We start from the raw sequence: 19,159 nt of genomic DNA on the forward strand, positions 1-19,159 counted from the left end.
ATTGTTTGCGTTTCTGAGTAACTGTCCCGCGTTTCACTTTTGTATGAATGGTCTGTGGTGAACGTCCGAGCAATCGAGCGATTGCACGGTTGGATGGAGGAGGGACTTGTGTTTTATACGCTTCAATCTTCACACGTTCTTCATAAGATAGATGTTTGCCTTTGGGGGATGTGGTACCATATGTTTGAGCCATGTGGAATTTTGAGACAGAGTTTCCACAGAGTTCTTCAACAATTTTGAAGCTTTACGTGTAGAAACACCAGAGACATACCTCTCCAACATGGAAGCGAGCAGAGCCTGTTCATTTCGCTGATAACGCTCAAATACCGTTGGTGAAAATTCACCATTGCGAGTTCTGGACACTTTTAAATCAAGTGTTCCTACACAAGTGGTAAACTCTCGCTCATAATAGCCGTTTTTTGATTTTGACGACTTTTTAAACGTTCATACTCATCGGCTTGAATATATTCTGTTCGTTGGTTTTCCATTAACTGATTAAATACTGTCGTCAAACTATTTTTAGATACCTCCTCTTTTACCGAATAATCAATAATAATTTGAACCACTTCGCTGTTCAGTGTAAAATGTACTTGGGTCATGTAAAGTCCTTTTGGATATGTTTTGGAGTAAAAACATTGTACCGTAAAAGGAGCTTTATATGGCTCTTTATCTTTTACACAATTATATGGACTTTATCCGAATAACTCTAATATTGATATAGGTTCTTTAGAACTCTTTGAGAATGTAGCCTATGTCATGGCAAGACATGGGGATAAGACGGTAGAAGACAGTCCAGAGGAATGGTTAGATAATTTTTCTACTTTTTCTATTTATCAAATCCTATCCCAGCTAATAAAATTGTGGGGATTATATATTAAGATGGAAAAATATCTAAAAAGTAAGACCAATGACCACCCCCTTATTTTTATTAAGAGCAGTGGAACGTGGTCTTTCTGTTTTTGATTTAGATTTACTCACCATTGGACTTATAACTGATATGGACACAGAAAAAACTAACGATGAGTGGAAAGATAAGCAAGTAGTTACACAGGAGGACTTCGATAAACTTTAAATGTATAGACATAGTGTTGACGTATTTGATATAATTAAGCAAAAGGAGGAGTCAATTATGGCTAAGTCAGCAAACCTAAATATAAGGATGAAACCGGAAATTAAAGAAAGGGCGGAGGAGATACTGAAAACCTTGGGCATACCTCCATCAAATGCAGTGGATATGTTTTATAGGCAGATTATTCTTAATAAAGGCTTACCTTTTGATGTAAAATTACCGGATGTAAAACTTGTTGATATTTTTGACATCTCAAGGGATGAATTAAACAAGATGCTAATGGAAGGGATAAATGATTTAAAAGATGGGAAATATGAAAATGTGGATGAGGCTTTTAAATCAATTTACGATCAATTATGAGCAAATATACTATTGTAGTATCATCTAGAGCCAAAAAAGACATCATTGAAATATATGAGTATATTTCTGCAAACTTGAATTCTGATTTATCCGCATTAAGGTTAATAAAGAAAATAGAAGAGTCTATAAGAGGGCTTGATGAAATGCCTGAAAGATTTAGAAGGTATAGAGATGAAGACTTAGATAAAGAGAATATAAGAATTTGTCCCGTAAAAAACTATCTTATTTTCTACCGAGTAAATAATGGAGAAAAGCTAGTAGAAATAATCCGTGTTCTGTATTCAAGAAGAAATTACGAAGATATTTTATAAAGCACCTATCAAAAAGGGAGGTGCTTTTTTGATGCCTAAAATTAAGGAGATGATATATTGGCAAATAGAATAAAGAAAATAACGGTATAAATCGGTGGAGATACGACCAAATTACAGGCTGCATTAAAATAAGTAAATATCTTTAACGATATGAATCAATCACCGTTGGTAAGTGTTTAAATTAATAATAAATACTTGAATCAGCTTTTGAAAGGAGAGTAACTTTGTCACAACAATTGACTTTAATAGAGTGGGTTGGTAATCTTAGTTTGAAAAAAATAATGAGGGGCTTAATCAATGAATAAAAAATTTTTAATAGCATCAATGGCCGTTTTGTCTGCATCCGTTTTTACTAGCACTGGACTTGCTAAAGGAATGGCACAAGACGAAAAGCGTACAGTAACGATTTATTCCAATACTTATTATGACGATGCGCGTACGGCTCGGCTTGTCGAATTAGCTGAAGCTGAAGGCTTTTACTTGGAAATGGTAACCGCTCCGGGGGGAGATACTTACAATCGGCTACTGGCTGAGGCAAACGATCCACAAGCGGATGTGATTATTGGGATGGATGAAGCCAACTGGTTAAATGTACAAGAGCAAGTTGATTTACATGCTTTTGAACCAGTTTGGGCCGAAAACGTACCCGAAGAAATTATCATCGGCAAGGGTGAATTTTATCCTTTTGCTGAAGCGTATATTTTTGGGATGTACAATCCTGAATTTATAAACCAAGAAGATGCTGTAAAAACATTGGAAGCGTTAGGCCAAGAAGAGGCGTTGAAGAATAAGTACCGTATTCCGTCGGATTTAGCAGGTTCAACCAACCAAAAAATTATTCTTTCCATGCTAATGCAATACCGCGATGATGAAGGAGAACTTGGAATTTCTGAAGAAGGGTGGCAAAAAGTTGCGGCTTATATCAATAATGGCTACCAAGCACGAGAAGGGGAAGACCAATGGGTGCTTTTCCAAGAAGGCACAACCCCTTATAACTACTATCATATTTCAGGGACTGCGCTTGCCTTAGAAGAGTACGATGGCTTAGCATTAGAGCCAATCGTTCCAACATACGGTATTTTTTCCATGACTGAACAAATCGGGATTTTAGATAAGGGAGAAGAGTATGATTATTCAGCGGCTGAAGATTTCGTAAACTGGTACGGCTCTGATGAAGTGCAAAAAGTTTTTGCTGAAGAATTTGGCTTCTTACCGGTGACGGAAGGTGGCCAAGAAGTGCTTTCCGAACCCCTAAAAGCATTATTAGATAAAATGGTCCGTATGGATGTTGACTGGGATTTCTACCGTCAGAATGTAGATAGTTGGGTAGAAAAATTAGAACTGGAATATATGCCATAAGATCATTCTCGCCAAGTCCTCATCCTCATTTCGAGGCTGAGGCTTTTTGTTTTCTTATTCAATAAAGGAGTGGGCTTATGCTTAAATTAGAATCAATCGAAATTCGTTATGGAGACTTTGCCGCGGTCAAGGGTGTTAATTTATCAATAAATAAAGGAGAATTTTTTACTTTATTGGGTCCTTCCGGTTGTGGAAAAACAACCACCCTTCGCGCCATTGCAGGCTTAACATTACCGAGTCATGGTAAAATTTTATTAAATGAACAAGACATAAGCTATCAACCAGCTGAAAAAAGAAATATCGGCATGGTGTTTCAATCCTACGCTTTATTTCCGACGATGACTGTCTTTGATAACATTGCTTATGGTTTAAAAGTAGCGAAGGTAAATCGTGAAGAAATTAAACAAAGAGTAGCCGAACAAGCGCAATTAGTCGACCTCGACACCACCCTTTTAACTAAAAATGTTTCCCAGTTATCAGGTGGACAGCAACAGCGTGTGGCGATAGCAAGAACGTTAGTTACTGAACCGGATTTAATTTTATTTGATGAACCCTTATCCAATTTGGATGCAAAATTACGCGAACAGTTGAGAGGGGAGCTGAAAGCTATCCAAGCGCGTACAAATCTTACAGCTGTTTATGTTACGCACGATCAACGCGAAGCTTTAGAATTATCAGACCGAATAGCTGTTTTTAATAAGGGGGAAATTCAGCAAGTGGGAACGCCAAGTGAAATTTATAATCGGTCAGAAACAGAATTTGTCTGTAATTTTGTCGGAGATGTCAATTTTCTTTCAGAAAATTTAGTAGAATGGCTGAACCGTCAAAGCGATTTCAAATTCGATCGATCGAAGCGTCATTATATTCGTCCAGAGAACTTGCATGTGAACAGATATCCTTCTGACAATTTAAGTTTTACGACGACCCTTACGAATAAAATCTTTCAAGGAGATGTTATTCTATACGAAGTTGAAGCGGGACCGTCAACACTTCGTTTTATGACGCTCAACCAAACATTGAACACCTTTCAGCCTGGCAATTCTGTGACCCTATCTTTAGATACAGCAAGCATTTTATCCTATGAAAAAGGTGAGAGCTAATGCCAAAAATATCTAATAAAAAGGTGACTCATCTATTCTTCTATACTTTTATCATTTGGCTAGTTATTACCTTTATTATCTATCCAATTAGTGTTGTTTTCACCAATAGTTTACTAGTGGGTGGCAACCTTGATTTTTCTTCAATTGAGAAAGTGTTAACGTCCAAACGCGCCATGCAATCGATAAAAAATTCCTTTGTTTTAGCTGTTTCTTTGGCTGTATCAGTGAATTTCTTAGGCGTGTTTTTAGTTCTAGTCACGGATTATTTTGAGATAAGCGGGGCAAGATTCTTGAAGATGGGCTACATGACCACCCTGTTAATGGGTGGAATTGTCATGAACTTTGGCTATCTACTTGTTTATGGAAAGAATGGGTTTTTGACCAAGTTATTAATGGAGGTCTTGCCCAATTTAGATCCTTATTGGTTTGAAGGATTTGGAGCTGTTTTCTTTGTAATGACTTTCGGCACCACTCATATTTATATGCTTTTCTTATCGTCCGCTATCCGATCGGTTGATTTTAACTTGATTGAAGCAGCCAAGTTGATGGGATCAAGCCCTAGTTATATTTTGAAAACGGTTGTTTTACCAACACTTAAGCCGGTAATTATAACGCTGACTATTATGACCTTCCAAACAGGCTTGGCAGCTTTTTCGGCACCAGTTATGGTAGGAGGGAAGACGTTTCAGACGATTAGTCCATTAATTTTAACCTTTGCTAATCGGCCTGCTTCTAGGGACTTAGCGTCCATTCTATCGATTTTTCTAGGCTTCACCCAAATTTTTTTACTATATAGTATGACTCGTAACGAACACCGCCTGCGTTATTTATCTCTGTCAAAGACGCAAGCTCGTTTGCAAAAGCAAAAAATTCAGTCGCCTATCTGGAATGCAGTAATTCATGTGCTAGCTTATCTTATATTGATAATTTATTCCTTACCGCTCGTGGCTTTAATCATCGCTTCTTTTTCAAAATCTCAAGCCCTACGATCTGCTAATCTTTCACTTGGTCAGTTAACTTTAGATAATTATGTCAAGGTTTTTTCACTGAGTGACAACCTTCAACCCATTGTGACCTCCATTCTTTATTCATTAATTGCTGCACTGGCAGCCGTTTTTCTAATGGCTATTGTTGCTCGCAAGCTTCACCGTGGGCAACTAAAATTTTTCACGCCTCTTTTAGAATACGTCTTTTATATTCCTTGGTTGATTCCAGGGATACTGTTGGTAGTGGGGTATCTGATGGCTTATGATCGGCCTTCCTTTTTATTAGGAGGACATTCAGTAATCGGATCTTGGTGGATTTTACCCATAACTTATATGGTAGTTTCCCTTCCTAATTCCTTGAGGTATTTGAAGGCAGCTTATTATGGATTGGATAATCAATTAGAAGATGCTTCGGTCCTATTAGGAGCTTCATCAGGGTACACCTTTAGAAAGATTGTGTTACCAGTTATCCTACCGACTATCCTAGCACTTATAGCCATTCATTTTAATCGGCTAGTCGATGATTTTGATCTCTCAGTCTTTTTATATCAACCCTCCCAGCCTACTTTAGGTATTGTGATCCGTCGTAATGCGAACGCAGACACTAACAGTGACGCTCAAGCAATTAATGCGGTTTATTCCGTCTTTTTAATGGGGATAAAGGGACTCGCGTTGTATTTCATATATGGTCGGGGAAATCGCTTAGCTGAGGAAAGAAGAGGGAAATAAACCCTAAGGAATCGTCTGTTATTAAAATAAAAAAATTAAGTAAAATAAAAACGCCACCTTCAAAAGAAAGCCCCTTTACAAATAAAAATAACCATTCTTTCTTTGTGAAGAGAGTGGAGAAATAAACGCAGTACAACTTATTCCATAGTGGCATAAACTGCATCACTTGAACCGTTAAAAGTAAAACGGTTATAATTTCTCTAATCGATAAGTTTGTGATAGTCGGTGCATTAAATTTTAAAGGAGATGATTGTATGAATTGTCCTCAATGTGGTAACGAAATGTTAAAAGGGAGTTTATTAGGAGATCGCTATGCGATTAAGTGGCAGCCCGACGATAAAAAATTAGTCGGTGGTATATTTGCTAGCGGAGGATTCGCTTTAAAGAGTAATGGTTCTTTCTTAAGTCGCCCTAAAGCAGAGGCTTTTGTTTGTGAAAACTGTGAATTATTAACCGTCGATCTAAAAACGCAACGTAAAAAATAATAAGCTCTTAAAATAGCTGGAAAGGCTTGAATTTTCAAGTCTTTTTTTATTAATCAGGGGAAAAATGTTTTAAGACCTCTTGTTAAATTCGCTTGCTTTCTTATTAGTTATTTTATTCGTGTACTTTCGTGAATCGATTTTTATTCATCGCTAACAGGGTTCGCGAGTGAGCAATTGTTCAATGGAACGTTTCAAGAGGTGTTTTCTTTTACTAATTCATTTGGTAGAAAGTTCTTGTTGCTGGCTAATCAGTGTCGGATAATAGCTGTTTTAATTAAAAGGATGAAGGGAAACCGAAGTGATTAATTTTTAAGTATGGTTGAAGATAAGCATAATAATTAACTATTGAGGAGGAACATGCTATGCTAAAGATATAAAGCAATGGTGAGAAAAACCTTGCTTTAAAAGCAAAAAATAGGAGGAAATCGTATGGAGAAAAAGGTGTTTGATCTATTAAATAAAGTGGTTGCTACACAAGGTGTTTTCTATACTCGGCTGCATCAATTTCATTGGTATGTAAGCGGAACACGTTTTTTCACACTGCATGAAAAGTTTGAAGAATTGTATGATCAGGTGACAGCTGATATGGATGAGGTTGCTGAACGTTTATTAGCTATTGGTGGTCAGCCATATGCCACTTTAACAGAATTTATTGAACATTCTGTTATTAAAGAAAGTACTAGTGATCAAGCATTATCACAAGATCAAATGGTAGAAGCGATTGTCAACGATTATAGAACATTAATTGCTTTGTATGATGAAGGTATTCACTTAACCGATGAAGCAGAAGACTTTCCATCAAATGATATGCTCATTGCTTTAAAATCCGAGGCTGAAAAAACAATTTGGATGTTAAATGCTTACTTAGATAAAAGTGCTAATGAAAAATAGTCATAACATCTCCCTCCGTTATAAGAGGGAGTTTTTTTGTTCAGTGAATTCTTTTTAAGAAGATTGTTTAAGTTTATTGGCGTATTTTTCTATTTAAAGCTTAATAAAAGATTTAAAAAAGAAGTATTATCCATTTGGACAATACTTCTTTTCAAATGTTAATGAAAGTGTTTTACTTATTTTTTAACGATGAATCGCTCTTCTACTGGTTGGAACTCTTTAGGGCCAGCTGGTGAACCGATTTCGCCAAATGGCATTTGAGCGACTAATTCCCAGTCTCTAGAAATGCCATAAGTTTCATAAACTTTTTCATCAATCACACCATTATAGTGTTGTAAGGAAGCACCTAAATGTTTCTCAGCAAAAGCAGTCCATACATTAAATTGATGCATAGCATTAGTATGTTGAGCCCAAGTAGGGAATCCATCAGCAAAGATAGGGAATTGTTCTTGCAAACCTTTAACGACTGTCTTATCTTCGAAGAAGAGAACGGTTCCGTATGCATTTTTGAACATATCCATTTTTTGTTGTGTTCCTGTGAAATCAGCATCTCCCATCATCTCTTTTAAAGATTCTGTAGTTAAATCCCAAAGTTGTTTGTGGTTATCGTTTAATAGTAAAACGATACGTGTACTTTGTGAGTTGAAAGCTGAAGGTGTAAATTTAATTACATCTGCAATGATACTTTCAATTTCTGAGTCACTGATTGGTGATGCAGCCTTCAAATCGTAAATTGAGCGTCTTTTCTCAATCATGTCTAAAAAGTTTTCTTTTGGTTCTTTACTAAATAATCCCATTTATTTCACTCCTAAATCTAATTTGTAATTACTCTAATCAGATACACTCAAAGCTTAGTTTTCGTATATCTCTATTTTTAAGTATACACTATTCTTAACAAATAGCAAGTATAAGTTTCAAATTTTTTCTAAAGTTACTAAAAGTTTTGATCGATTGGAGTTATTTGTTGCTATCTAATCAAGAGATGGCAGACATCTGTCTCTTAGTTGCTTTTTAATCCTTTGCAACAAACATCTAGTTGTGACTCTTGTAAAACTGAATTAGTATGAAAGAATATAATCCTTTATAATGAAAGGGTATACATACTCAATAGGTATGCATTTAGACCACTTATAACTTGATGAGATACAAAAAAGGAGATCATAAATCTATGTACCAAGTAATCAACCAATTGCAAGAGAGGAATTTTGCTAAGAAAATAAGTCAAAGTGAAAAAGTTGTACTGGATTATTTAGAGAATCATTTTGCATCAATTCCCAATCAAACCGTGTTAAAAATTGCCCAAGAGACTTATACCTCACAAGCGACAATAAACCGAACGTGTAAGTTGTTAGGCTTTAAAGGGTTCAGTGAACTTAAATATGCGGTACAAGCAGACATCAATTTACAAAAACGTAAAGCACATTCAGGATTGACCACTACTGAAAGTGCTGTGGATCTGATTGACTTTGCAAGTTTGGCTGATTTAGCAGGGGCTATCTATACCCATCGCCACCACTTAATGCTCTTTGGTCTAGGGGCTTCCGGGGTCACCGCACGCTACATGGCAAGGCAGTTGATTTATTTAGGCATTCCGGTGGTGATTATTTCTGAAATCAAAATGTTGGAGCATTTTCACAATTATAGCCTATTAGTACTTTCATCTTCAGGTGAAACACAGCGCTGCTTGCAAGTTATTGAGAAAGCCAAAGCAAAAAAAATGACGGTCTTTGCGATAACCAAAAAGGATTCTTCAGTCATGAAGGCCAGTAAATTAAGCTTTTATCATGACGTTCAAGTGAATTTATTAGACGGTTTGTCAAGGGAACAGCAAGTGCATATGATTTTAATGGTCAATGAAACAATTAACTACCTCAAATCAAACTATTTGAAGTTAGTTAAATAAGCTTTTTAACAAAGTGGCCATTTGTGGATAATTATCCGTCCACTTGGAGCCATCCGTCTTATGTAAGCGCTATAATACAAAAGAAGTAAATTAAGAATATAAGAGAGGAGGAAGAATGAATCATTAGGTAGAAAAGAGACAGGGTTTCTACTGCAAGACACGACCGGTAACACTAGAAACTATAAAAGAGAGGATGTTGTCAATTGAAAAATTTTAGAAAGAATTTTCAAAGTTTTGGCAAATCTCTGTTATTCCCAATTAGTTTGCTTTCATTCATGGCAATCTTTCTGGGGCTATCAGCTGCTTTACAAAACGAAAATATAATCCGTTACGTGCCTTTTTTAGGGAACGAGATTTTACAAAACATTTTTGGCATGATTCGTAAGTTATCCGCGTTACCATTTGGGTACTTACCTATTTTATTTGCTATGTCGATTCCATTAGGAATGGTTAGAAGAGATAAGGAAGTAGCCGTTTATTCAGGGGCAGTAGGATATATTGCTATGCTGATTGGGATGACGTATGTATTACAACTTCAAGGCTTAACTCCGGACACAACGTCAATTAATTATTTAATGGAAACAGAGGGCTTGTCTCAAGTCGATGCCACTTTACAGAATTCCTTATTTACTCGTACGCTAGGCCTCTTTGTATATAATACCAATGTTATCGGTGGTATTATTGCCGGTTTGATGGGTGTCTTCTTACATAATAAATACCGTAACACTGAATTACATCAATCCCTTACTTTCTATAGTGGGAAACGTTTTGTACCAATTGTCGTAGCCATCGTGATGGCGATAGTCGGTGCCTTGTTAACCATCGTATGGCCTTTGGTAAATCAACTTATTATTGCTTTAGGTGGACTTATCAGCGAAACGGGCTCTTTGGGAATCTTTTTATATGGAATGATCGAAAAACTGATGATTCCAACGGGGTTGCACCATGTACTCAACCAGAGTTTCCGTTTCACCGCCTTGGGTGGGATTGAAAATATCAATGGTGAATCACTGGTCGGAGCCCTTCAAATTTATCTCTATCAATTAGACAACGGTCTTCCTTTTTCAACGGATGCAACAGCCTTCCTCGCTCAAGGTAAGATCTTGCAGATGGTATTCGGTATGCCGGCAGCTGTTTTAGCGATGTATCATATGGCTCTACCAGAAAAAAGAGACCGTTTATTGAAATTCTTTATTCCAGGTGTCACTGCGGTGATTTTAACTGGGATTACCGAACCGATTGAATTCTCATTTATCTTTATTTCACCAATCTTGTGGGTAGTGAATTCAATATTTGCAGGAATTGCCTTCTTAATTCCAGCCTTATTAGATGTGGCTATCGGAAATGTTCAAGGGGGAATCATCGATTGGTTCGTCTTTGGGGTACTGCAAGGTGCTGAAACGAAATGGTATATTTATCTCATTGCCGGACCCATCTTCTTCGCCGTTTATTATTTCACTTTCAAATATATTATCACCCGACTTAATATCATGACCTTAGGTCGTCAAGCCAGTGATTTTGTTGAAGAAGAAGTTGACGGTAATGAGGAGGTAGATATTACGGAAGCGAATCGTTTAACCGCGCAAAATATTGTCAATGGCTTAGGAGGCGTTGATAATATTACTGATGTTGATAATTGCATCAGTCGTTTACGTGTGGAAGTCAAAGACAGTTCGTTAATTGATGAAAGTTTACTTAACCGGACCCAACCCAATGGTATTATCAAACCAGATGACCATACCATCCATGTGGTTTACGGCGGAAGAATTACACAAATGCGTAACATCGTTGACGATTACATTTATAATCGTAAAGATCAAAAAATACAAAAGGAGACCGCAGAAAATGAAAAAAAATAATATAGTGGTTGTCGGTGGCGGATCTACTTGGACACCGGGTATTTTAAAAGCAATGACTAAACATCTGGATAAGTTTCCGATTAACAAATTGGTGCTTTATGATATTGATGAGAAACGGCAAGCAGTGATTGGGGAATTTGGCAAAATACTCTTTAGAGAAGAAGCACCAGAGGTAGACTTTAGCTATACGACAGATAAAAAAGAAGCGTATTCAAATGTGGATTTTGTCTTCTGTCAAATGCGGACAGGTGGCTACGATATGCGTGATCGCGATGAAAAAATTCCACTTCAACTCGGTGTCATTGGTCAAGAAACGTGTGGGCCGGGTGGATTTGCCTATGGTATGCGATCAATTAGAGATATGGAAGAAATGGTAAATGATGTGCGCCATTACAGTCCGGATGCATGGATCCTTAACTATACAAACCCAGCGGCAATTGTAGCTCTAGCACTAGATAAAATCTTCCCAGAAGAGGATAAAATTCTAAATATTTGTGATCAACCCGTCAACCTCTTACGTTCTTTCGGTAAGCTCTTAGACTACGATGCAGATAAATTTGAACCGGTTTATTTTGGTCTTAATCACTTTGGTTGGTTTACCCATCTTTACGATGAATTTGGTAAGGATCGCGCACCAGAACTAAAAGAAATGATTCTTAATGGGGGCTTTCGACCAGTGGATGCCGAACAGCGTGACCAATCATGGTTGGATACCTATGCAATGGTGGAAGATATGTTGCGAGACTTCCCAGATTATCTACCCAACACCTATTTACAATATTACCTCTATCCAGACGCTAAATTAGCTAAACTAGATCCAAATTGGACTCGTAGTGATGAGGTGCGAAATGGGCGCGAGAAAAAAGTCTTTACTGAATGTCGTCGTATTATTAAGAATGGCACAGCAAAAGATTCAGATATCGTGCATAATGATGCGCACGGAGACATGATTGTTGAAGTCGCTGCTTCGATTGCCAACAATTTAAGGAAGACTTTTGTAGTTATAGTCCGTAACGAAGGAATTGTTGCGAACTTACCGGATGATTGCATGATTGAGGTCGCTGCTTCACTAGGAGTCAATGGTCCACGACCTTACGCAGTAGGAAAAGTAGGCACATTCTATAAAGGCATGATTGAAGGGCAACACGCCTTTGAACAATTAACGGTCGAAGCCTACCTTGAAGAATCTTATGATAAGGCCTTACAAGCACTTACTTTAAATCGTACGGTTGTCGATGCCAAAAAGGCGCGTCAAGTCTTGGATGCTTTGATTGAAGCCAACAAAGAATATTGGCCGACTTTAAAATAAAGAGGGATACGACGTAAGAGTTATGCTTACGTCGTTTTTCTAAATAAGGAGAAGGTGTTTAATGAAGATATTAGCAGCAATCGATTCCTTTAAAGGATCAATGACTAGTGAACAAGCCAATTTATGCGTTAAAGATGCTTTACCTAATCATTCAGTCACCTGCTTTCCAATCGCAGACGGCGGTGAGGGAACAGTGGATGCCTTTGTATCGGTATTAAAAGGGGAATATATTACACAAACCATCAAGGGTGTTGATGGTAAGGCATTTAATGGAAAATGGGGATGGATTGAGCAGGAAAAATTAGCCATTATAGAAGTAGCACAAGGAGCAGGTATTATTCATGCCGACCCTAAAAACTTAGACCCTACGCGCCATACTAGCTATGGGGTAGGACAACAACTGATACAAGCACTTGATTTTGGTGCTGAAAGGATTATTCTTGGTTTAGGTGGTAGTGCGACCGTTGACGGAGGAATGGGCTTACTTCAAGCGCTAGGCTTAAAATTTTTTGATAGCCACCAGCAAGAGTTGCCCATTTTACCTGTAGAGTTGAATCGAGTAGCAAGTATGGATCCGTCAGGTCTAGATCGACGGATGAAGCAGGGTGATTTAATACTTGCCTCTGATGTAAATAATCCCTTAATAGGTCCTAAAGGAGCAAGCTATGTCTTTGGGCCACAAAAAGGCTTAGCTACTAAAGACCTTCCTACTTATGATGCTTCGATGAAAAATTACGCCGACCTATTGTTAGAGGCCACAAAAAAAGACTATCGACATTTAGAAGGGGCCGGAGCAGCAGGAGGGATAGGTTTTGCCTTATCGACCTTTTTTGGAGCCAAATATAGAAATGGGCTTTTCTTATTAGCTGAAAAAGGGAACCTTGACGCATTGATTAAAGAAGCCGATCTGATTATAACTGGTGAAGGTAGATTCGATGATCAGTCCCTCGGTGGCAAAGTACCTATTGGTATCAGTCGCTTGGCTAAAAAGTATCAGGTACCCGTCTTGTTATTTGCTGGACAGATTGATAGTCAACAAGTTGCCCTTCCTGAAGAAAACTTACTCGCCTTAATACCTATTGTTGATCGCCCTATGGAATTGGACCGAGCAATGGAATTGAGTCAACAACTGTTAACCAAAGCTGTGGAGAGGACGATCAATCTGATTGAGTTCGCTCAAAAAAATAAGCTGGTTTGCTTATAAAATGAAAGGTTTTAATAGAAAAAGACTGTCAAGAAGGATGTTCTTTTAAGGTTATTTTAAAAAAGTTGAAAGCGTTCTTACAATTTTATATAGTTAATTAGCGTTAGAAATTTAGTATGATTGTGTATTGCATGCGAATATTTCAGTTAAAAATTTTTTTCTGGGGGGATGGGATGCTTTCTACAAAATTGTTTGTTGTTTTCTTAATATTTCTTTTAGTTTTAATGATGGTTGCGATTTATCAATGGTATAAAGAAAAAGATCCTTACAAGAGAACAATTAATAAGCGTATCAGTATTATTTTAATAATAATTAATTTACTCGCTTTTCTTCCTTTTCTTGCATATTTGTTTCATAAATTCTAAAAGGAGACCTTATTAAAAAATAAAGGTCGTCTTATTAGGGCAATTGAATGTTAAATAATCTTAAAACAGATTTTTAATCTATGTTTGACCGTTGGGGGGGTTCAAGAATTTGAGTCTTCTTAATAGGACGCAGGTATTGTCTAATATAAAGATTTCAACTCAAATCATAAGTAATAGGTTAACCAACTCCATTGTTAGTGTTCGGTCAATAATAAAGAGTGTCATTCAATATCAAGGATCAGTTAGGGCACAAAATAATTAAAATTTAAACCATTAACTATACGTTTTGTTTGCACTCTGTGATATACTATCTTAAAAAGGAGGTTGTTCAAATGATTCATTATACGTCAACAGATTTAGGGACCAATGTTTCAGAAGAAGAAGTGATTAATCAAATCAAACAAGCCACTAAACCTATTCGTTTCACCCATTGGGAAGGGATGGGTACTCCCATTCATAATCAAGAAATTTCGAAAGAAGAAGCCATTGAAATTATAAGAAATGAACACACAACATTGATTACTGAAAATGATAAAATCATTAATGTGCAGACCTTTGAGGCATATAATAGACCCTAATTCTTCAAATCAATGCAGTCTTTAATTGGAACGATTGATGCGACGGTTTAAACAATAAAAGTCTGGTGGTTTAAAATTTAAATAAATAGGGCTGAGGATAAGACAACTTTATCTTCAGCCCTATTTATTTATCTTACATTAAGTTTTATATAATTCTAAGATTGTTTTCATTATTTTACACAAAATTCTGGACTGGATTAAACGCTAGATGCTCAATTTTTATGGTCTGTAAGCATCCCTTTAGGGGGTTCAAACAGTCCTGTGCTAAACTATTACTAAAGAGAGATGGAATTTTTCCAGTACTAGAAAATAGAAGGAGTGTTTGATATGAAAGCCATTGTTATCAATCAATACGGCGATACCGATCAATTTGTAGAAGCCAATCTACCTAAACCGCAGCTTAAAGACAATCAAGTTTTGATTGAATTGCATGCCACATCCATCAACCGCTTTGATACCAAGGTGCGAAGAGGTGAGATGGCTGAAGTAATTTCTTTTGACTTTCCCATTATTTTGGGACTGGATGCTGCCGGAGTAGTGGTGGAGATAGGTAAAGATGTTACTCAATTCAAAGTGGGGGATGAAGTCTTTGCCAATTCCTCTTTAAAAAGTGGAACCTACACTGAGTATGTGGCGGTTAAGGAGAGTTTAGTTGCCCATAAGCCAAAAAATATAACATTTAAAGAAGCGGCCGCTGTTCCAATGGTGGGTCTAACTGCTTGGCAAGCCATGGTGGAGTTTGGTCGAGTTAAAGAAGGTGACCACGTGCTGATTCATGCCGGTTCGGGTGGTGTAGGCAGCTTTGCTATTCAAATCGCTAAAAGTTTTGGTGCTTATGTTTATTCAACAGCCAGTGGTAAGAATGAAGACATGCTTAAAAAGCTGGGCGTTGATAGCTTCATTAATTATAAAACCACTGATTTTGCTGAGGTGGCTAAAGACTTAGACTTAGTCTTAGATACCTTGGGTGGCGAAACACTAGCTAAAAGTTTGGCTCTCTTAAAGGACGGCGGACGAATTGTTTCTACCGTGGGTCAAGCCGACCAGGAAAAAGCTAAAGCAAGAAACATTACGGTTGAAGCTCTTGCGGCCAAATCGAATGGAAACCACTTAGCCAAATTAGCTGAGTTAATTGAAAAGGGCCAAGTTAAACCTTATATCGGGCATGAATTCCCATTGACGGCTCATGGCTTAAGTGAGGCTCATAAAATCAGTGAAAGCCACCATGCTAAGGGTAAAATAGTGATTGTCATTAAATAAGGCCAATAGCTTTCTTCAAATGGGAGAAGTACAGCTGACGTAGGCATCTCACTGCTTTTTGAGCAATGCTGATGGCAAATAAATATTTTATGAGCGTTGAAATAAAAAATAGCAATTTTGATTCAAAACACCTTAGCAAACTATCAAAAACAAACGCTATCAATCAGAGTTTTGTTGATTCTGCACAACTATCCGGACTTCGTTTCATGTAATTTATTGTTGTTTTATAAAAGTGTAAATGTTATACTTTATTTACTTTATAAAGCGCTTTAAAGTTAAAATTTTATTAGAAACGGAGAATACACATGAATGAAACAATGCAAATTGCCAATAGTTTGGTGATGTGGATTTTAGCGATTATTATTGTATCAACTGTAATCATTCAATCCTTTATTTTTTATCGTCTTGCAAAGAATCACGTTAAAAACACTAATTTATTAAGTAATGAAGAGGTAAAGAAATCATTTAAAATTGGAATTATAGGAACGATTGGTCCAGCTTTTGCTGTTTTTGCGGTAGCCATCGCCTTAATTTCTCGGATTGGAGGACCAATTACCTTCGCAAGAATAGGAATTATCGGATCGGCTGCTTTTGAAATTATTTCAGCTCAGATAGGTAGTGGGGGAACTGCTGGTACAGCAGAGTTTATGCCTAAGATGTTATCTGCTGCTGCTTGGGTTATGACTTTAGGAGGAGCAGGCTGGCTGGTTGTGGTCTTCTTTGCTACTAAAAGAATAGATGGTATCCAAGAAAAAATGAAAAAAGCCAACCCTTTAACCATCGCTTACATGTCTGTCTTTGCACCTTTTATTATCTTTTTCACCCTAGGTTATAAAGAAGTCATCAATAAGGGAATTTTACAAGAAAACTCTTCGATTGCTCCTATGGCGGCATTAATTGCCGGAGGTTTAGCCACTGTTGCTATTAATAAAATCGTTGAAAAAGATCGTTCTAAAAAGTGGTTGAAGGAATGGTCTATGGGTTTTTCAGTTATTGCTGCAATGATTGTTGGAAGCATATTGAGTTAAGGAGAGAAAAATGGAAAATAATAAAAATTTATCAAGTAATTTTCAAAAGTCCATACATTTTTGGGGAAGGGTAACAATCGCAATTGCATTAATTTCAACTTTAATGATTCCCTCCTACTTAACCTTTGTATTAGGTCATTATCCTGACATTGCAGATATCATTTCTGGATTAATTTCGATTGTTGGGTTCGTGGGAGTTATTTGGTTCGTAGAGCCGATATCCTATTTCCCCACTCTTGGTCCAGCGGGTACTTATATGTCATTTTTATCTGGTAATATTGGGAATATGCGTATGCCAGTCATCGCTGCTACACAAGACGCTCTTGATTTAAAACCAGGATCTGAACAGGCTGAAGTAGCTGGGATATTTGCTATTATTTCTTCAACACTTACAAATCTTTTCATCTTGGGCATTGTCATGGTAGCTGGTCAAACGATTATCAATAGCTTACCACCTACCATCTTAGCTTCTTTTGATTTTGCCTTACCAGGAGTATTAGGAGCAATGATGATAACGTTAGGTTCCAAGGTTAAGAAAAATAATTTAATGGTTTTAGTCTTAATTGCTGTAGCAACTATGATTTTCATTAAATTCTCACCAAATTTTTTACCAGAAAGTATATATAAATTAATTTCATCAGCTGATGTAGGTATAGTCGCTTTATTAGGAATTGCTTATTCCTTGTATAGGGCCAAAAATGATGTAGAGTCAAACAATAAGGAATAAAAGATTTTAATTGACATTTTAATAATTAGTTAGATTTTAAGGAGGATAAATAATGAACTTTATTGAGAAAGCCAAAGAATTAGAAACTCAAATAATCGAAACGAGAAGATACTTACATCAGTATCCAGAATTAAGTGAACATGAGTTTGAGACTCAAAAGTACCTTATGAAGCGTTTGGAGGAGTTAGGGATACCTTATGAAAAGGTTGGTATAACTTCTTTGGTTGCCCATATTAAAGGTGGGAAGCCTGGTAAGACGGTTGCATTGCGTTCGGATATTGATGCCTTGCCTATTCTAGAACAATCGGGAGCTGAATACTCTTCTAAAGAAGATGGAAAAATGCACGCTTGTGGGCATGACGGTCATATGTCGATGCTATTAGGTGCTGCAAAAATGTTGACAGATATTAAAGAAGAATTACCAGGAGAAGTTCGCTTATTATTTCAAGAAGCGGAAGAAACCTTTACAGGAGCAAGAAGGGTTGTAGCTGATGGAGGAATGGAGGGTGTCGATGCGGTCTTTGGAATGCATGGTATGCCTATCGAAGTAGGAACATATGACATAACATCTGGTTATCGGATGGCAGGGTGCGATACAATCTACGTGAGCTTTGAAGGGGTTTCTGGACATGGATCCATGCCTCATAAAGCAAAAGATACGATTTTACCTGCTGCAGAGTTTGTGACTCAACTCAATGCAATGATCACTAAATTTGTGAATTCACAGTCTCCGATTGTGCTAACGGTAGGTAAATTTAACGGAGGAACTAAAGCAAACGTTATTTCTAAATATACTAAACTAGATATCTCTATGCGTTATTTACATGAAGAGACAAGAAAAATTATTCATAATAAGATTAAAGATTTGGCTGCTGGCTTAGAAAAAATCTATGATATTTCAATCAATGTTGAAATTGAAGAAAGTACAATTAGTTTGTATAATGATGAAAGAATCACTGAAATTGCTGCTAAAGCAGCTGAAAAAGTTTTTGGACCTGGAAAGAACGTTCACGGCCCAATCATGATGGGATCAGAAGACATGCCATATTATTTCCAAGAAGCACCTGGAGCTTATGCAATGATGGGTTATAGCAATGAAGAGAAAGATACAATTTATTTCCCTCACCATGAAAAATTCAATATTGATGAAGACTATTTGAAGTTTGGTGCAGCCCTACATGCGCAATTCGCATGGGATTTCTTACATATAAGCGAATAGTCTTTTGACTACTACTGAAAGTATGTTTTTAATTTAAGGATACTTATCTTTTTTGGCTCTATGTCAAATAGGGTGGATGGAAGAAAAAACACTTCCTTCCATCCTATTTATTATAGAGCCTCTTTTTTCTAATAAGCCTAATGGTTAGTAGACTTACTGACGATTAGGTTTTTTATTAATTAATTAGGCTATACATATATGTTACAAAACAATGATTATAAGCTAACAGATTTTTATTATAAGGGACTTCCAATTGATACTGAATATAAACGCATAATTGATAAACGCAATGACTATCATCAAATAATTAACTCTCTTCACTTGATAGATGCTTATCGAACCGGCTTTCTTCAACCTAATGATAAAGAGCTAGCTGAAGCTTATTGTAATTCGGTATAATTACAGGTGGAGCTGACT

General features: G+C 36.9%; 20 protein-coding genes and 1 pseudogene. 18 read left to right on the forward strand and 3 right to left on the reverse strand.

The window, feature by feature from the left end; genetic code table 11:
- Both ACQV2X_RS00005 and ACQV2X_RS00010 read right to left on the reverse strand, forming a co-directional pair.
- Window positions 1-193: helix-turn-helix domain-containing protein (locus tag ACQV2X_RS00005; protein WP_428894169.1), on the reverse strand; the 193-nt coding region annotated here is incomplete at its 3' end.
- Between the two features lie 6 nt (window positions 194-199).
- Window positions 200-599: pseudogene (locus ACQV2X_RS00010) on the reverse strand (transposase); the annotation flags it as partial.
- Between the two features lie 308 nt (window positions 600-907).
- Here ACQV2X_RS00010 and ACQV2X_RS00015 point away from each other — a divergent pair.
- The 8 genes from ACQV2X_RS00015 (at window position 908) to ACQV2X_RS00050 (ending at window position 7,290) form a co-directional block, all read left to right on the forward strand.
- Window positions 908-1,072 carry a hypothetical protein gene (locus ACQV2X_RS00015; RefSeq protein ID WP_428893376.1) on the forward strand — a complete coding sequence of 55 codons (165 nt, stop codon included), beginning with the start codon at window positions 908-910 and terminating at the stop codon, window positions 1,070-1,072.
- A gap of 57 nt (window positions 1,073-1,129) precedes the next feature.
- Window positions 1,130-1,429 (forward strand): type II toxin-antitoxin system RelB/DinJ family antitoxin, encoded by a 300-nt coding sequence (locus ACQV2X_RS00020; protein ID WP_428893375.1) that lies wholly within the window; start codon window positions 1,130-1,132, stop codon window positions 1,427-1,429.
- Complete coding sequence (locus ACQV2X_RS00025; protein WP_428893374.1) at window positions 1,426-1,740, forward strand: type II toxin-antitoxin system RelE/ParE family toxin; 315 nt, start codon at window positions 1,426-1,428, stop codon at window positions 1,738-1,740. Before ACQV2X_RS00020 ends, ACQV2X_RS00025 begins: the two co-directional genes overlap by 4 nt.
- Before the next feature lie 297 nt (window positions 1,741-2,037).
- Complete coding sequence (locus ACQV2X_RS00030; RefSeq protein ID WP_428874378.1) at window positions 2,038-3,099, forward strand: extracellular solute-binding protein; 1,062 nt, start codon at window positions 2,038-2,040, stop codon at window positions 3,097-3,099.
- Window positions 3,100-3,176: 77 nt separating this feature from the next.
- Window positions 3,177-4,199: an ABC transporter ATP-binding protein gene (locus ACQV2X_RS00035; protein WP_428875383.1), complete on the forward strand. Its 1,023-nt coding sequence runs from the start codon at window positions 3,177-3,179 to the stop codon at window positions 4,197-4,199.
- The gene (locus ACQV2X_RS00040; protein WP_428894135.1) at window positions 4,199-5,914 is read left to right on the forward strand and encodes an ABC transporter permease; all 1,716 of its coding nucleotides are present in this window, start codon (window positions 4,199-4,201) and stop codon (window positions 5,912-5,914) included. Before ACQV2X_RS00035 ends, ACQV2X_RS00040 begins: the two co-directional genes overlap by 1 nt.
- Window positions 5,915-6,168: 254 nt before the next feature.
- On the forward strand, window positions 6,169-6,399 hold the full coding sequence (locus ACQV2X_RS00045; protein ID WP_428874374.1) for a PF20097 family protein: 231 nt from the start codon (window positions 6,169-6,171) through the stop codon (window positions 6,397-6,399).
- Between the two features lie 429 nt (window positions 6,400-6,828).
- Window positions 6,829-7,290 (forward strand): Dps family protein, encoded by a 462-nt coding sequence (locus tag ACQV2X_RS00050; protein WP_428874373.1) that lies wholly within the window; start codon window positions 6,829-6,831, stop codon window positions 7,288-7,290.
- Between the two features lie 176 nt (window positions 7,291-7,466).
- Here the strand turns inward: ACQV2X_RS00050 and ACQV2X_RS00055 are convergent, their stop codons facing one another.
- Window positions 7,467-8,087: a nitroreductase family protein gene (locus tag ACQV2X_RS00055; RefSeq protein ID WP_428874372.1), complete on the reverse strand. Its 621-nt coding sequence runs from the start codon at window positions 8,085-8,087 to the stop codon at window positions 7,467-7,469.
- Window positions 8,088-8,458: 371 nt separating this feature from the next.
- On the opposite strand from ACQV2X_RS00055, the gene ACQV2X_RS00060 reads away from it, so the two are divergent.
- The 10 genes from ACQV2X_RS00060 (at window position 8,459) to ACQV2X_RS00105 (ending at window position 19,141) form a co-directional block, all read left to right on the forward strand.
- The gene (locus tag ACQV2X_RS00060; protein WP_428874160.1) at window positions 8,459-9,193 is read left to right on the forward strand and encodes a MurR/RpiR family transcriptional regulator; all 735 of its coding nucleotides are present in this window, start codon (window positions 8,459-8,461) and stop codon (window positions 9,191-9,193) included.
- 203 nt (window positions 9,194-9,396) lie between these two features.
- Window positions 9,397-11,052 (forward strand): PTS transporter subunit EIIC, encoded by a 1,656-nt coding sequence (locus ACQV2X_RS00065; RefSeq protein ID WP_428894136.1) that lies wholly within the window; start codon window positions 9,397-9,399, stop codon window positions 11,050-11,052.
- On the forward strand, window positions 11,039-12,361 hold the full coding sequence (locus ACQV2X_RS00070; RefSeq protein WP_428874158.1) for a 6-phospho-alpha-glucosidase: 1,323 nt from the start codon (window positions 11,039-11,041) through the stop codon (window positions 12,359-12,361). The genes ACQV2X_RS00065 and ACQV2X_RS00070 overlap by 14 nt, the downstream gene beginning before the upstream one ends.
- Window positions 12,362-12,422: 61 nt before the next feature.
- Window positions 12,423-13,565, forward strand: a complete 1,143-nt coding sequence (locus tag ACQV2X_RS00075) for a glycerate kinase family protein (protein ID WP_428894137.1) — start codon at window positions 12,423-12,425, stop codon at window positions 13,563-13,565.
- Between the two features lie 697 nt (window positions 13,566-14,262).
- Entirely contained in the window at window positions 14,263-14,508 is a 246-nt protein-coding gene (locus ACQV2X_RS00080) for a hypothetical protein (protein WP_428881916.1), read from the forward strand.
- A gap of 327 nt (window positions 14,509-14,835) precedes the next feature.
- Window positions 14,836-15,768 carry an NADP-dependent oxidoreductase gene (locus ACQV2X_RS00085; protein WP_428894138.1) on the forward strand — a complete coding sequence of 311 codons (933 nt, stop codon included), beginning with the start codon at window positions 14,836-14,838 and terminating at the stop codon, window positions 15,766-15,768.
- 305 nt (window positions 15,769-16,073) lie between these two features.
- Complete coding sequence (locus tag ACQV2X_RS00090) at window positions 16,074-16,796, forward strand: DUF5058 family protein (RefSeq protein ID WP_428874153.1); 723 nt, start codon at window positions 16,074-16,076, stop codon at window positions 16,794-16,796.
- A 10-nt stretch (window positions 16,797-16,806) separates the two neighbouring features.
- Window positions 16,807-17,523: a hypothetical protein gene (locus ACQV2X_RS00095; RefSeq protein ID WP_428874151.1), complete on the forward strand. Its 717-nt coding sequence runs from the start codon at window positions 16,807-16,809 to the stop codon at window positions 17,521-17,523.
- A gap of 52 nt (window positions 17,524-17,575) precedes the next feature.
- A complete protein-coding gene (locus tag ACQV2X_RS00100) occupies window positions 17,576-18,742 on the forward strand; it encodes an amidohydrolase (RefSeq protein WP_428874150.1) in 1,167 nt (388 codons plus the stop codon).
- A gap of 198 nt (window positions 18,743-18,940) precedes the next feature.
- Window positions 18,941-19,141: a hypothetical protein gene (locus ACQV2X_RS00105; protein WP_428891833.1), complete on the forward strand. Its 201-nt coding sequence runs from the start codon at window positions 18,941-18,943 to the stop codon at window positions 19,139-19,141.
- The last annotated feature ends 18 nt before the right edge of the window (window positions 19,142-19,159 follow it).

The sequence above is a fragment of the Facklamia sp. P12945 genome (genome assembly GCF_050409485.1).
In the GTDB taxonomy this organism is placed as follows: domain Bacteria; phylum Bacillota; class Bacilli; order Lactobacillales; family Aerococcaceae; genus Facklamia.

What these genes read in the sequence shown, in the direction of transcription:
- ACQV2X_RS00070 (WP_428874158.1), top strand. Translation starts at nt 11,039, where the DNA reads ATGAAAAAAAATAATATAGTGGTTGTCGGTGGCGGATCTACTTGGACA.
- ACQV2X_RS00075 (WP_428894137.1), top strand. Translation starts at nt 12,423, where the DNA reads ATGAAGATATTAGCAGCAATCGATTCCTTTAAAGGATCAATGACTAGT.
- ACQV2X_RS00030 (WP_428874378.1), top strand. Translation starts at nt 2,038, where the DNA reads ATGAATAAAAAATTTTTAATAGCATCAATGGCCGTTTTGTCTGCATCC.
- ACQV2X_RS00055 (WP_428874372.1), bottom strand. Translation starts at nt 8,087, where the DNA reads ATGGGATTATTTAGTAAAGAACCAAAAGAAAACTTTTTAGACATGATT.
- ACQV2X_RS00035 (WP_428875383.1), top strand. Translation starts at nt 3,177, where the DNA reads ATGCTTAAATTAGAATCAATCGAAATTCGTTATGGAGACTTTGCCGCG.
- ACQV2X_RS00020 (WP_428893375.1), top strand. Translation starts at nt 1,130, where the DNA reads ATGGCTAAGTCAGCAAACCTAAATATAAGGATGAAACCGGAAATTAAA.
- ACQV2X_RS00100 (WP_428874150.1), top strand. Translation starts at nt 17,576, where the DNA reads ATGAACTTTATTGAGAAAGCCAAAGAATTAGAAACTCAAATAATCGAA.
- ACQV2X_RS00105 (WP_428891833.1), top strand. Translation starts at nt 18,941, where the DNA reads ATGTTACAAAACAATGATTATAAGCTAACAGATTTTTATTATAAGGGA.
- ACQV2X_RS00085 (WP_428894138.1), top strand. Translation starts at nt 14,836, where the DNA reads ATGAAAGCCATTGTTATCAATCAATACGGCGATACCGATCAATTTGTA.
- ACQV2X_RS00080 (WP_428881916.1), top strand. Translation starts at nt 14,263, where the DNA reads ATGATTCATTATACGTCAACAGATTTAGGGACCAATGTTTCAGAAGAA.
- ACQV2X_RS00025 (WP_428893374.1), top strand. Translation starts at nt 1,426, where the DNA reads ATGAGCAAATATACTATTGTAGTATCATCTAGAGCCAAAAAAGACATC.
- ACQV2X_RS00090 (WP_428874153.1), top strand. Translation starts at nt 16,074, where the DNA reads ATGAATGAAACAATGCAAATTGCCAATAGTTTGGTGATGTGGATTTTA.
- ACQV2X_RS00040 (WP_428894135.1), top strand. Translation starts at nt 4,199, where the DNA reads ATGCCAAAAATATCTAATAAAAAGGTGACTCATCTATTCTTCTATACT.
- ACQV2X_RS00060 (WP_428874160.1), top strand. Translation starts at nt 8,459, where the DNA reads ATGTACCAAGTAATCAACCAATTGCAAGAGAGGAATTTTGCTAAGAAA.
- ACQV2X_RS00095 (WP_428874151.1), top strand. Translation starts at nt 16,807, where the DNA reads ATGGAAAATAATAAAAATTTATCAAGTAATTTTCAAAAGTCCATACAT.
- ACQV2X_RS00015 (WP_428893376.1), top strand. Translation starts at nt 908, where the DNA reads ATGACCACCCCCTTATTTTTATTAAGAGCAGTGGAACGTGGTCTTTCT.
- ACQV2X_RS00045 (WP_428874374.1), top strand. Translation starts at nt 6,169, where the DNA reads ATGAATTGTCCTCAATGTGGTAACGAAATGTTAAAAGGGAGTTTATTA.
- ACQV2X_RS00050 (WP_428874373.1), top strand. Translation starts at nt 6,829, where the DNA reads ATGGAGAAAAAGGTGTTTGATCTATTAAATAAAGTGGTTGCTACACAA.